Below are 12943 nucleotides of genomic sequence, written 5' to 3'. Positions count from 1 at the left end.
AAGAATGTTGGAAGCCTATAACCCGACCCCTGGCGGTTGGTATCGGTGATGTCACAAAATCAAAGACGGCTGTCGAATTGGTAAATTTAGTCACCATCGACGGAGCTGCCCTATACTCGATTGCTATTTAAGAAGGTGCGCGCAGGCGCAGCACCATAAAGAACTCTTATGAGTTCCTGCCCTAGAGCAGAAATCCGCATCCGAGTTGGGCAACTTAGAAGGCTAAGACTCGTTATTAGGAGCATTAATGAATTTATTGTTTGAAGGCTTAGGTCTTTCGGAAGAACTCGTTCTCCATCTGGAAACACTAGGCTTTACAGAACCTACTCCCATCCAAGTACAAGCAATTCCGCACCTGTTAGCAGGTCGCGACGTTGTGGGTCAAGCCCAAACAGGGACAGGCAAAACGGCAGCATTCTCGTTGCCCATCTTGGAGCGGATTGATTTAGATGTAACTGCGGTGCAAGCACTGGTGCTGACGCCGACTCGCGAATTGGCGATGCAAGTAACTGAAGCCATCCGCGATTTGAGCGGCATTAGCAGCGACGGCCCGGTAAAAGTGGGTCGCTCTCTGCAAGTTCTGACGGTGTACGGCGGTCAATCGATCGATCGCCAAATGCAGCGTTTGAAGCGCGGCGTTCACGTCGTTGTGGGTACACCCGGACGCATATTGGATATGCTCAGCCGCGGCAGCCTGAAACTAGACAAGGTAAAATGGCTAGTTTTGGATGAAGCTGACGAAATGCTGAGCATGGGCTTTATCCAAGATGTGGAAAAAATCTTGGATGCTGCACCAAAAGAACGTCAAACGGCATTTTTCTCGGCGACGATGGAAGCTTCCATTCGGAAATTGGTGTCGCGCCATTTGCGCAACCCAGTCAACGTCACCGTAGAACAGCCAAAAGCAACGCCGAAGCGGATCAGCCAAGGCGTGTACATGATTCCGCGCGGCTGGTCGAAGGCAAGGGCTCTACAGCCAATCCTAGAAATGGAAGACCCGGAATCTGCACTGATTTTTGTGCGGACGCGACAGTCGGCGGCGGAACTCACCAGCCAACTGCAAGCAGCAGGTCACAGCGTTGACGAGTATCACGGTAATTTGAATCAGGCACAGCGGGAACGCTTGCTGTCGCGGTTTCGCCAATGTCAGGTGCGCTGGGTAGTGGCGACTGATATTGCGGCGCGGGGTTTGGACGTGGATCACTTGACTCACGTGATTAACTACGATTTGCCCGACAGTGTGGAAAGCTACGTCCACCGGATCGGACGCACGGGCAGGGCTGGTCGCGAAGGAACGGCAATTACGCTGATTCAACCGGTCGATCGTCGCAAACTGCGCTTGATTGAACGCCACGTGCGATCGAGCTTGACGGTGCGAAACATTCCGACACGGGCGCAAATTGAAGCTCGTCAGTTGGAAAAGATGCAGGGTAAAGTTCGCGAAGCTTTGGCTGGCGAACGGATGGCATCTTTCTTGCCTCTAGTATCTCAGTTATCCGAGGAGTACGACTCCCACGCGATCGCCGCTGCTGCTTTGCAAATGGCTTTCGACCAAAGCCGTCCTGCTTGGATGGGCGCGGATTACGCTCAACAAGAAGATCCCCCGATTGGTGGAGAAAACAGCGTCAAGCCAATCTTGATCAAGAAACGGGCTAAGACTCCTGCGCCGAGTAATTCTGTAGCGCCGACTTTTTCTGGAGCACCGAGTGCTCCTGTTCCCCAGAACAGCTAATTGGTAGGGTGCACAATGTGCACCTTATTTAGAATTTTTGTAGAGATGCGATCGATCGCACCTCTACTTTTTTTTATGGGTGCGATCCCAAATCCGAGATCGCTAGGCGGTTGAAACCGCGAACAAACGAAGCCCACTCCTAGCGGACTGAGAATTGCATAAGTAAAGATGCAAGTTAGCGATCGGACAATTTCTGTAACTAATTCTACGCTGAGTACGTTAATTGAAGAATTGGGTACTGAGTGTCAAAATGTTATTACTTTAATCCCTCAGCTTCAGTTGCTTGATTTGAGCGATCGACAAAAAGCTGAAATTCTAGCAGAGATCCTGAGTGTTGCAATCCATCTGAACGTTCACTGCGGAGAGGATTTTCAGACGCTAGTTGCTGAGGAAATGGCAAAGTTGTCGGATGACGATCAAGAGGATTAAGGAGACTCGGGCGATCGCACATCAGGAAAAAGCCCTCCAGTCAACTCACTGAAAGGCTAAAAATCTTAATAAATAAGGAATAAATTCCTGACTACAAACTTGTAAACCGAGATGTTTGCACTGTGGTTTAATATTTCAGTTTAGCTGCGTGCTCACAATAATTTTTTGCACGCGATCGCCCTTAAGTTCCAAAATCAAATTAGAAGCCTTTTGGTCATTGCTGTAAATCAACCGAGTCAATCCACCCTGCACAGATTGCGACCCGTAACCGTAAGCTTTAACAACTTTTTGGCTGTTATCTCCTACCTTCACACCATCCATTGTCAGAAACTTGGGATTGGTAGTAGAAATTAAATAAACTTTGCCCTCCCATGCTGCTACCGTCAATCCTGAGTAGGTTAGCGTGCGAATCTTGCCGTCCATCCCAGATCCAGCAGGTTTAGTTTCGTCGCGCTGCGGTTTTCCCAACTTGCGTTTTGCCTCTTCTACAGGCATCCCCAACCGAACGCCACCAATCCCCAGGCGCGAATAGTTCAGCGCCACCGGCTTTTGTGTCGCGCTGAGCATTCTTTCTAGAGTCGCAACAGTTTGATTCATAGCGGGAACAGGGCGAACTAAAGCAGCAAATCCTAAGCTCGAAATTGCGAGATTCATCGTGATGCCAGCTATGGCTGTTATCACAAACATTTTTACCATTTTTTTATAGCTTTATTTGGCAATGTATTCGCGCGATCGCCCGCTAGATCCGGATTCTATACTAATAATCCCGGGTAAAGAGAATTAACTCCTACACAAGCCAAATCCGAGCTAAGAGGCACTAAAAAAATAAGGATATTCGTCCCCAAAGATCTAAGACCTAGAAACCCGGTTTCTGTAGGGGAGTTCCAAGAGATACCGCCCTGACGGATTTCTGAATAGCAAACAAAGTTTTACGTTTAATTAGAGCGACTACTTAATAACCAGAATTGCTGTGATATCCTAACAAAAGCCATATCTGCATAAAATAAGTAATTTAGATGACCGCAACAGATTCTAGTAAACACCAAAAATCCAAAGCCCTGAAACCGGGTAGCCGCCGGCCCGCTAAAGAACTTTGCAGCGAGTGCGGTTTGTGCGATACATATTACATCCATTATGTCAAGGAATCTTGTGCTTTCTTAACACAGCACATCGCAGAATTAGAAGCAGAGATTCACGGGCGATCGCGCAATCTCGACAATCCCGACGATTGGTATTTCGGAGTCAGTCAAAATATGATGGCTGCTCGGAAAAAAGAGCCGATCGAGGGCGCTCAGTGGACGGGAATCGTCAGTACAATTGCGATTGAAATGCTTGAAAAAGGAATTGTAGAAGGTGTTGTTTGCGTCCAGAATACCAAAGAAGACCGTTTTCAACCGATGCCGATTATTGCTAGGAATCGCGAGGAAATTCTCGCAGCAAAAGTCAACAAACCAACTCTCTCTCCCAACCTTTCAGTATTAGAACAAATCGAAAAATCGGGGATGAAGCGGCTGTTAGTAATTGGCGTCGGCTGTCAAATTCAAGCCTTGCGAACAGTCGAGAAAAAACTCGGTTTAGAGAAGCTCTACGTTTTGGGAACTCCCTGTGTCGATAATGTCAGCCGTGCAGGCTTGCAGAAATTCCTAGATACGACTAGCCGTTCTCCCCAAACAGTTGTATCTTATGAGTTTATGCAAGACTTTAACGTTCACTTCAAACACGAAGATGGTTCGGAAGAAAAAGTGCCGTTTTTCGGGCTGAATACTAAGGAATTGAAAGATGTTTTTGCTCCTTCTTGTTTGAGCTGTTTTGATTATGTCAATTCTTTAGCAGATTTAGTTGTGGGCTACATGGGAGCACCTTTTGGCTGGCAGTGGATTGTGGTGCGAAATGACACCGGGCAAGAGATGTTAGATTTAGTAACGGATCAGCTAAATACTCAGCCCGTGATGTCTCAGGGAAACAGAAAAGAAGCGGTTCAGCAAAGCATTCCGGCTTATGAAAAAGGGGTGACTTTGCCGATGTGGGCGGCGAAGTTAATGGGAGTTTTTATTGAGAGAATTGGGCCGAAGGGTTTGGAATATGCTCGGTTTTCGATTGATTCTCATTTCACTCGCAATTATCTGTACGTGAAGCGGAATTACCCGGAGAAATTAGAGGCTCATGTGCCGGAATATGCTAAGCGGATTGTGGGGCAGTATAAGTTACCAGATGTGTAAACTTGTAGGGTGCGTCAGTCAAAAGCTGTTGGATTATTGAAAAAATAACGCTAACTGACGCACCCTGCTAAACAAGGATAGCAAAAGATAGAAAACAAATGCAATTGGGAACAATAGGATTATGGAATCGCGGAACGTTAACTAGACTGGCTATCCTTAGTACAATCTTAATTAGCCTGATTAGTGGGATATGGTTGAGTATGATTGCAATGCCAGGGAAAAGCTACAGCGGGACAATTCCCCCTTTAACAGCACAGGAAATCTCGCTCCGAGATGCTTTACAGCGCGATGTGGAAAAGCTCGCTGGTGAAATCGGAGAGCGCAACTTTATACAATATCAAAAACTTGTAGAAGCTGCTGACTTTCTCGAAGCATCATTTCAAACTGCTGGCTATAAAGTTGAACGACAAGGATATAAAATTGATGATAATTTTTATTATAACATAGAAGTTGAGATTCCCGGGGGAAAAAAGGTAGATGAAATTGTTGTAATTGGGGCACATTATGATTCTGTGGTGGGGAGTCCTGGGGCAAATGATAACGCAACTGGGGCGGCGGGAGTGCTAGCTTTAGCGAGAATGTTTGCAGGTAAAAAGCCTGAAAAGACTGTGCGTTTTGTTGAGTTTGTGAATGAGGAACCGCCTTTTTTCTGGACGGCTGATATGGGGAGTTTGGTTTATGCCAAAAGATGCAGAGAGCGTAATGAAAAAATTGTTTCGATGCTCAGTTTAGAAACAATTGGTTATTACAATACTTCGGACAGTTTTTTAACGGCCCTGTAAGCCTTACAGAGAAAGCCCTGCCATTTTTAACGCATTTTAGGAAACTTAGGGCTGGACTTAAACCTTGAAATAATAGTCCACCATATAGCCAGTCTGGGTTTCGGACACTCGATAATATATAAAACTGTCCGAAGTATTGTTATTACTCAGATGCGAAAAACAGTCAGAAATATCCAGCACCATTAAACCTTTTTTATCCTACGTCGGGGAATTTTATCGGATTTATTGGCAATACATCCTCAAGTAAATTGGTTAGAGAGGCGATCGCATCTTTCCGCCACCATGCTGAATTTCCCTCGGAAGGTGCAGCAATTCCGGGTGGCATTCCTGGTGTTGGTTGGTCAGATCAATGGTCTTTTTGGCAGCATGGTTATCCAGGGCTGATGGTGACAGATACTGCTCCCTATCGCTATCCTTACTATCACACGGCGCAAGATACACCCGATAAGGTTGACTGGGAACGGACGGCGAAGGTGATAGCTGGATTGGAGAAAGTTGTGGCAGATTTGGTGGGAATTAATATTAATTAGTTACGTAGGGTGCCCAGCGGCGAAATATCCTTGCTCGGCATAGAATATCAGGCAAAATGACGCACCTATAAATTAGTATAAGTTGCATGAGTGAGGTGATTCAGAGAGTTTGTAATAGATGTTTGGCAGGGACACGGTAAGGCAGTGTGTTTGTTTTATACAGTTGGGAAAATTAGACGTAAAAGATTGTGACACTTATAGTTGCACAGAAATACATGAATTTACCAAAGTCGATCGCACTTACTGGTTGTGCGATCGTCCTAGCATCATGTGGAAATAGACCTTCCGAGTTAATTTCCAATTCGCAACCGCGAAACAATAGACCTTCCGCGTTAGTCTCTGAACCGCAACCGAAAAAAACTGGATTAACATTTGCTGATTGGTGTCGCAAAAAAGGTTCTTTGAGTCCTGAAGCTAAACATACTGTTGAGGTACTGTTGCAGAAAGCTGAGACTACTGAGTGCGATGCCGCTAATCAAAAACTTTCGAGTTTCACGTCTCTCTCCCTCTACAAGAATCAAATCAGCGACATCAAACCGCTAGAATCCTTGACTAACCTGACTGATCTCACCCTCACCGACAATCAAATCAGCGACATCAAACCGCTACAATCCTTGACTAAACTGACTTGGCTCGATCTCCACAAAAATCAAATCAGTGACATCAAACCGCTAGAATCCTTGACTAACCTGAGTTCGCTCAGCCTTGAGGACAATAAGATCAGCGACATCAAACCGCTAGAATCCTTGACTAACCTGGGTTCGCTCGGTCTCAACAACAATAGACTCAGCGACATCAAACCGCTAGAATCCTTGACTAACCTGATTTCGCTCGGTCTGGGCGACAATAAAATCAGCGACATCAAACCGCTAGAATCCTTGACTAAACTGATTTTTCTCGGTCTGGGCGACAATCAAATCAGTGACATCAAACCGCTAGAATCCTTGACTAACCTGATTGATCTCGGTCTCGAAAAAAATCAAATCAGCGACATCAAACCGCTACAATCCTTGACTAACCTGACTCGGCTCGATCTTCCAAAAAATCAAATCAGCGACATCAAACCGCTACAATCCTTGACTAACCTGATTTCGCTCAACCTCAAAGACAATAAAATCAGTGACATCAAACCGCTAGAATCTTTGACTAACCTGGATGATATCTACCTCAACAACAATAGACTCAGCGACATCAAACCCTTACAATCCTTGACTAACCTGAGTTGGCTCTACCTCAACAACAATAAAATCAGTGACATCAAACCGCTACAATCCTTGACTAACCTGAGATATCTATTCCTCTACAAGAATCAAATCAGCGACATCAAACCGCTACAATCCTTGACTAACCTCAGAGATCTCTTCATCGAGGACAATAAAATCAGCGACATCAAACCGCTACAATCCTTGACTAACCTGACATATCTCTCCCTCAAAAACAATCAAATCAGCGACATCAAACCGCTACAATCCTTGACTAACCTGGATTGGCTCCATCTCGGCAACAATCAAATCAGCGACATCAAACCGCTACAATCCTTGACTAACCTGGATTGGCTCGATCTCAGCAACAATCAAATCAGCGACATCAAACCGCTCGAATCTTTGACTAACCTGACTGGGATATCCCTCGAAAAAAATCAAATCAGCGATATCAAACCGCTCGAATCTTTGACTAAACTGACTGAAATCAGGCTCAGCGGAAATCCGATCGCTCCCAAAACTTGCCCTCTCAAACCAGAGTCTATCTGTAAGTGGGAACCACAAACTCAACCATAAAACTTTACAGTGACGCCCGATCGCACTTAAATATTTGAGTTACGAAAGATAAATTTGCTATTCATCAGAAAAACCCGATCGCCCTTATTGACTAAAAGCGATCGCACACCAACACCTTCCTACAAATCAGCAGCGTGCTGCTTCAATTCATCCAGAGAAACGTATTCCACAGTCAAGGCGTGAGTCGCAGCCAAAACCACAGGCGGCGCAACTCCCGCATCCATTGCTTCCTTCCACCTAGACGCACACAAGCACCAGCAATCCCCAGGCTTCAAACCGGGAAAGTTAAATTCGGGAACGGGAGTGCTCAAATCATTTCCATTCGACTTGGTGAATTGCAAAAACTCTTCCGTCAGTTGAGCACAAACAGTGTGAGCCCCAAAGTCGCCACCACCTGTATTGCATTTGCCGTCCCGATAATACCCCGTCATTGGCGAAGTGCAGCAATTCTCTAACTTTCCGCCCAGCACATTTGTAGCTTCCGTCACCATCGCAACTCCTCCGTAAAACTCTTCGATCTAATTTTACACAAATCGTTGTTTATATATTTTTTTCCATCGCAAAGTTGATGAATTTTTGTCCTCTCCGTTCTACTTCTTGTTTTGTAATCACCATAAATCCCTGGCTTTCAAAAAAAGGTCGAGCTGTAATGCTGGCTTCGGTAAACAACTTGTTAATTCCTAAGTCTTTGGCTTTTGACTCAATTTGTTTTAAAATTAGCCTGCCAACTCCTTGTCTTTGAAAATCTTGATGACAGTAAAAACGATCGATATGGCCACTTGCTTCTAATTCCCCAAAACCTGCAATTTTATCACCCTCTTCTGCTACAAAAGTAAATTTACTGCTTAAACTTTTAGTCCAACTTTCGATATCGATATCTGCTGGTGCCCAAGCATCTACTTGTGCTTTTGTGTAATCGCGGATGTTTACTTCGTGTACGGTGTCGTAAAACAGTTTTACAATTTGTTGGGTATCACCGATGAAGTAGGTTCGTACTCTCATAAATAGTCTCCGGTGTTAATTAGATTGTAGGCCTCGATCGCCCTCACTCTCAAAGATAATCCGATCGGGTGATTTCCCGACTCTGCTAAATGAGCTACAAGTAATTTAAAAGAGGTGGAAGGGGAAGGTGTGGGGGAAATTAATCTGTTAGGTTGAAAATCATTCAATCTTTCCTTTTTTTTTCATAAGTTAACTGCAGGCTCTAAAAGTATGGACTTTCGGACTTTAAGTAGAGACCACGTTCTCACCCACATTTGGGGTCGAGTCAATCATCCCGAAGTTTTGGCTTTGCCTTTGCCAGATATGCTTTACTGCCAAAGTGAAGATATCGATTTTTTTCAAGAGCAACTCGCTGAGACTATCTTAGAAAATTATAGCTTAATTACAGTTTATCAATATATTTTTTTACAAGCTTTAAAGGAGCAAATAAATTCTACGGGGTTTGAGATCCGCCGATTTTTATCGGGTTCAACCGAGGTGCTGTTTGAATCTCACCCTAATTCTCTAATCCTTCAAAAAAAGATGCTAGCAAGTTTGCTGTTTATTATTCCCAATAAGGAAGTTTGGGAAGGCTACAAAGTGCCGGAGCAAATTCAAGCAGCGCATTATATTTATAACTGTCTGGTTCGTAATTCTGATGACTTGTTAGCTGCGGACGAATGCCAGGAATTATTGAATGCGATCGCCTCATTGCTGCTGCGGTAATTGCTAGAGAAGTAGGTTTGTAGTTGCGCTTGGGTACTCCGGAGCGCCCAAGCGCAACTACGAACCTTTTTTAAGGTACAATTTGGGTAACTTCTGTGTTAATCTCCCAGGCAAATTCCCAAGCCGCGGGCAATTTTCACCAGAGTAGAATGGGGTTCCACGGCTGTGTATTTGGCTATCGCATCTTGCAATGGTACGGTGTCGTAAAACAGTTTTACAATTTATTGGGTATCACCGATGAAGTAGGTTCGTACTCTCATAAATTATCTCACTGCGATCGCTTCTTTAATATTAATTTGGGATTTTTAACCGTTTCGCAACACGGATGGATGTTGGCTTTTACCATTTTGTCTCATTTCTTGCAGGGCGATCGACCAAAATTTCTCGCCCACCCCTTGACAAACCTTATTACTCTATGTTATTGAAGCAGAAGCAAATCTAACTCTAATTAACAGTACATCAATCCAGCAGCTTAACGAATAAGGCTTGAAACTTATGACAGAAATAGGGCCCGATCCAAACCGACCTTATCCTATGGTCGATCAGCGGCGGGTATGCTTCATCAAAAACTTTATTAAATCTTCCAACATTATCGTCGGCGATTACTCATATTACGACGATCCAATAGAGCCAGAAAATTTTGAAAAAAATGTACTTTATAACTACGGAAACGACCGATTAATTATTGGAAAATTTTGCGCGATAGCCACCAAGGTCAAATTCATTATGAACGGTGCAAATCATAAACTAGACGGCATTTCAACTTATCCTTTTCCCATCTTTGGGAATGGTTGGGAAACAGCCATGAATTTATTAATCGAACTGCCAAGTAAAGGCGATACCGTAATTGGCAATGATGTGTGGCTCGGCTATGAATCCTTAATTATGCCAGGAGTAAAAGTCGGCGATGGTGCCGTTATTGCCGCAAAATCCGTTGTAGTAAAAGACATTCCCGCTTACACCGTTGTCGGTGGAAACCCCGCAAATCCAATCAAACAGCGTTTTAGCGATGATGAAGTTGCCAAACTATTAGAAATTAGGTGGTGGGATTGGGAAATTGACAAAATTACGCGCCATGTAAATGTGATTATGAACAGCGATATTCAAGCACTCAGCAATGCTGAATGAATTTGCCCGATGATGTCAAAGTTTTAACTTTAACAGAATTGGCAGAAATTGAAAAAGCTGATGGGGGAAATGCCACGCCGATCGGCTTTATTATCGGCTTCGGAACAATCATCGGATTTATTGTCTGTCTGATTATTGTTTACAAAAATTGTTTGTAGTAAAGACTTTAGTCCTTATTGACTATCAGCCACAGAGAAGACAGAAGTCCTCACTACAAACTTACTTAGCTGGGCCCACACCCTCGATCGCAGCCTCAAGGGCGATCGATACATGAGTCCAATGAGTCCCCCCCTGACAAAAAGCCACGTAAGGCTCCCGCAGAGGCCCGTCAGCCGAAAACTCCGACGTACTCCCATCAATAAAAGTACCCCCAGCCATCACCAACTGACTTTCATATCCGTGCATCGGAGCTGGGATAGGGTCTAAATAAGAACCCACGGGAGAATTTTGCTGAACGGCCTTACAAAAAGCAACTAATTTATCAGCAGAACCGAATTCGATCGCCTGAATCACATCTCGTCTTCTAGCCAAAGGCATAGGATTCACTCGATAACCCAACTTATAAAAAACATAAGCCGTTAAATGATTTCCCTTCATCGCCTCCCCCACAAAACCGGGAGCCATAAATAAACCCTGAAACAGCAGTCGATTCAAATCAAAAGTTGCGCCGCCGCTGCTACCGATTCCCGGCGCTGTCAAGCGACAAGTTGCGGCCTCCACAAGATCCGCCCTGCCGGCGACGTAACCTCCAGCAGGGACGATCGTACCCCCCGGATTTTTGATTAAAGAACCAGCCATCAGATCCGCACCTACAGCAGTAGGTTCGCAATCATCAACAAACTCCCCGTAACAATTATCAACAAAGCAAATTGTGTTAGGATTCTGATGTTTGACTATGGCGACGATTTTTTCAATCTCAGAAATAGACAAACTCGACCGCCAAGAATAGCCGCAAGAGCGCTGGATAAAAACCAGGCGAGTTTTTTCTGAAATAGTAGAGCTCAATGCCTGCCAATCCACACTTCCTTCGCGAGTTAGAGGCAACTCACGGTAACTAATGCCAAACTCAACAAGTGAACCTTGACCTTGCCCCCGCAAGCCGATCACTTCTTCTAAAGTATCGTAGGGAGAACCAGCCACTGCCAACATTTCGTCACCAGGACGCAGGATGCCAAAAAGAGCACAGGCGATCGCGTGAGTGCCCGAAACAAACTGTACCCGGACAGCAGCCGCCTCTGCCCCTACTACTTCGGCAAACACCCCGTCCAAAGTCTCCCGACCCAAATCGTCGTGGCCGTAACCCGTAACCCCTGCAAAATGGTGGACTCCAACCCGGTGGCTGCGAAAAGCTTTTAAGACTCGTTGAAGATTTTGCTTGACTGTAGTGTCAATACCAGAAAAAATCTGAAAGAGTGCCTGTTCTGCTTCCTGTAGCCGTGAAACGCTATTCATCTATACCTCGCTCACCCTTTGCGTGCGCGCTGTTCATTATGGCGTAGATGCGGCCCCTAGTTTGTAAACATAATATATTCATGACGATTGCAACTTCCAAAAAAACTTCTCCTGATTGGCCTGTCGTAGGCTTTATGGCCTTTCTGCACATCGGTGCTTTATTTGCTTTGCTGCCGGGTAATTTTAGCTGGTCTGCGGTCGGGCTAGCAGTATTCCTGCATTGGGTAACAGGTGGTTTAGGAATTACTCTCGGATTTCACCGCCTCGTCACCCACCGCAGTTTTCAAACACCGAAATGGCTAGAGTATTTTCTAGTTATTTGCGGTACCCTTTCCTGTGAAGGTGGCCCGATCGACTGGGTAGGAATGCACCGGTTACACCACATACATTCCGACACCGGAACAGATCCCCACGATTCCAATCAAGGCTTCTGGTGGAGCCACATGGGCTGGATGCTCTCGGATCTCCCGATCAGAGTTGAAATCCCCCGCTTTACTAAAGACATCGGCGACGACCCAGTATACAAGTTTCTCCAAGCATATTTTATCCCCATCCAAGTTGTGTTCGGTGTGTTGCTTTATTTATTAGGCGGCTGGTCTTTCGTGGTTTGGGGCGTGTTTATGCGGATCGTGGTGGTGTTCCACTGCACTTGGCTGGTTAACAGCGCTACCCACAAATTCGGCTACCGCACCTACGAGTCGGGCGATCGCTCGACGAACTGCTGGTGGGTTGCCCTGCTCACCTACGGCGAAGGCTGGCACAACAACCACCACGCCTTTCAATACTCGGCTCGCCACGGCCTGCAATGGTGGGAAATCGACTTCACCTGGATGACAATTCAACTCCTGCAATCGCTGGGTTTGGCAACCAAAGTGAAATTAGCAGAAAAATAGCGATCGGCAATTAGTTATTGGTGATCGGTCATCTGTTCTTGACTAATGGCTCGTGACCAATGACTAATCCTGTTTTTGCGATCGGTATAGGTTGGGTTGAAGTAAGCTCGAATCCTCTGGTGCGATCGACCCAACCAAAACCAGAATCAGTTATAATATAATTGGGAAGAAAAAAATTTGTTTGGCAGCCAAATTTTTTATTTTCAAAATACAACCGTAAATCTTTTTCAATCCTAATCCCAAATCTATCATTGATTCTTTATTAGTTTGGGCAAGAGTGCAGCAAAAAAGTT

At 45.1% G+C, this 12943-nt stretch carries 14 protein-coding genes and 1 pseudogene; 11 read left to right on the top strand and 4 right to left on the bottom strand.

What is annotated here, in order from left to right:
• Positions 1-247: 247 nt before the first annotated feature.
• Entirely contained in the window at positions 248-1732 is a 1485-nt protein-coding gene (locus tag QUA54_RS17180) for a DEAD/DEAH box helicase (RefSeq protein ID WP_172192669.1), read from the top strand.
• Between the two features lie 168 nt (positions 1733-1900).
• Positions 1901-2161 carry a hypothetical protein gene (locus QUA54_RS17175; RefSeq protein WP_333415570.1) on the top strand — a complete coding sequence of 87 codons (261 nt, stop codon included), beginning with the start codon at positions 1901-1903 and terminating at the stop codon, positions 2159-2161.
• Between the two features lie 135 nt (positions 2162-2296).
• Here the strand turns inward: QUA54_RS17175 and QUA54_RS17170 are convergent, their stop codons facing one another.
• A complete protein-coding gene (locus QUA54_RS17170; protein ID WP_333415569.1) occupies positions 2297-2857 on the bottom strand; it encodes a hypothetical protein in 561 nt (186 codons plus the stop codon).
• Between the two features lie 320 nt (positions 2858-3177).
• Here QUA54_RS17170 and QUA54_RS17165 point away from each other — a divergent pair, with 320 nt between their 5' ends.
• The 4 genes and pseudogenes from QUA54_RS17165 (at position 3178) to QUA54_RS17150 (ending at position 7470) form a co-directional block, all read left to right on the top strand.
• Positions 3178-4380, top strand: a complete 1203-nt coding sequence (locus QUA54_RS17165) for a Coenzyme F420 hydrogenase/dehydrogenase, beta subunit C-terminal domain (protein WP_172192663.1) — start codon at positions 3178-3180, stop codon at positions 4378-4380.
• 98 nt (positions 4381-4478) lie between these two features.
• Complete coding sequence (locus QUA54_RS17160) at positions 4479-5162, top strand: M28 family peptidase (protein WP_445242692.1); 684 nt, start codon at positions 4479-4481, stop codon at positions 5160-5162.
• A gap of 140 nt (positions 5163-5302) precedes the next feature.
• Positions 5303-5692 (top strand): annotated as a pseudogene (locus QUA54_RS17155) (M28 family peptidase); the annotation flags it as partial.
• A gap of 188 nt (positions 5693-5880) precedes the next feature.
• Positions 5881-7470: a leucine-rich repeat domain-containing protein gene (locus QUA54_RS17150; RefSeq protein WP_333415567.1), complete on the top strand. Its 1590-nt coding sequence runs from the start codon at positions 5881-5883 to the stop codon at positions 7468-7470.
• A gap of 119 nt (positions 7471-7589) precedes the next feature.
• Here QUA54_RS17150 and QUA54_RS17145 read toward each other — a convergent pair whose 3' ends face one another.
• Positions 7590-7961, bottom strand: coding sequence for a DUF2237 domain-containing protein (locus tag QUA54_RS17145; RefSeq protein WP_333188944.1), 372 nt, complete (start codon positions 7959-7961; stop codon positions 7590-7592).
• A 49-nt stretch (positions 7962-8010) separates the two neighbouring features.
• Entirely contained in the window at positions 8011-8472 is a 462-nt protein-coding gene (locus tag QUA54_RS17140; RefSeq protein ID WP_333415566.1) for a GNAT family N-acetyltransferase, read from the bottom strand.
• A 210-nt stretch (positions 8473-8682) separates the two neighbouring features.
• Between QUA54_RS17140 and QUA54_RS17135 the strand changes: the two genes are divergently transcribed.
• From QUA54_RS17135 to QUA54_RS17120, 4 genes are all read left to right on the top strand, one after another.
• Positions 8683-9177 carry a hypothetical protein gene (locus QUA54_RS17135; RefSeq protein WP_333415565.1) on the top strand — a complete coding sequence of 165 codons (495 nt, stop codon included), beginning with the start codon at positions 8683-8685 and terminating at the stop codon, positions 9175-9177.
• 95 nt (positions 9178-9272) lie between these two features.
• Positions 9273-9602: a hypothetical protein gene (locus tag QUA54_RS17130; RefSeq protein ID WP_333415564.1), complete on the top strand. Its 330-nt coding sequence runs from the start codon at positions 9273-9275 to the stop codon at positions 9600-9602.
• A 70-nt stretch (positions 9603-9672) separates the two neighbouring features.
• On the top strand, positions 9673-10305 hold the full coding sequence (locus QUA54_RS17125; protein ID WP_333415563.1) for a CatB-related O-acetyltransferase: 633 nt from the start codon (positions 9673-9675) through the stop codon (positions 10303-10305).
• Positions 10302-10463 carry a hypothetical protein gene (locus QUA54_RS17120; RefSeq protein ID WP_333415562.1) on the top strand — a complete coding sequence of 54 codons (162 nt, stop codon included), beginning with the start codon at positions 10302-10304 and terminating at the stop codon, positions 10461-10463. Before QUA54_RS17125 ends, QUA54_RS17120 begins: the two co-directional genes overlap by 4 nt.
• A gap of 61 nt (positions 10464-10524) precedes the next feature.
• On the opposite strand, the gene QUA54_RS17115 is transcribed toward QUA54_RS17120, so the two are convergent.
• Positions 10525-11757 (bottom strand): aminotransferase class I/II-fold pyridoxal phosphate-dependent enzyme, encoded by a 1233-nt coding sequence (locus QUA54_RS17115; protein ID WP_333415561.1) that lies wholly within the window; start codon positions 11755-11757, stop codon positions 10525-10527.
• Between the two features lie 80 nt (positions 11758-11837).
• Here QUA54_RS17115 and QUA54_RS17110 point away from each other — a divergent pair, with 80 nt between their 5' ends.
• The gene (locus QUA54_RS17110) at positions 11838-12650 is read left to right on the top strand and encodes an acyl-CoA desaturase (RefSeq protein ID WP_190745228.1); all 813 of its coding nucleotides are present in this window, start codon (positions 11838-11840) and stop codon (positions 12648-12650) included.
• Positions 12651-12943 lie beyond the last annotated feature (293 nt).

Source organism: Microcoleus sp. MOSTC5 (assembly GCF_036701825.1).
GTDB lineage: Bacteria > Cyanobacteriota > Cyanobacteriia > Cyanobacteriales > Microcoleaceae > Microcoleus > Microcoleus asticus.
Note: the sequence above shows the minus strand (reverse complement) of the source record. Positions and strands in the feature narration are given on the sequence as shown.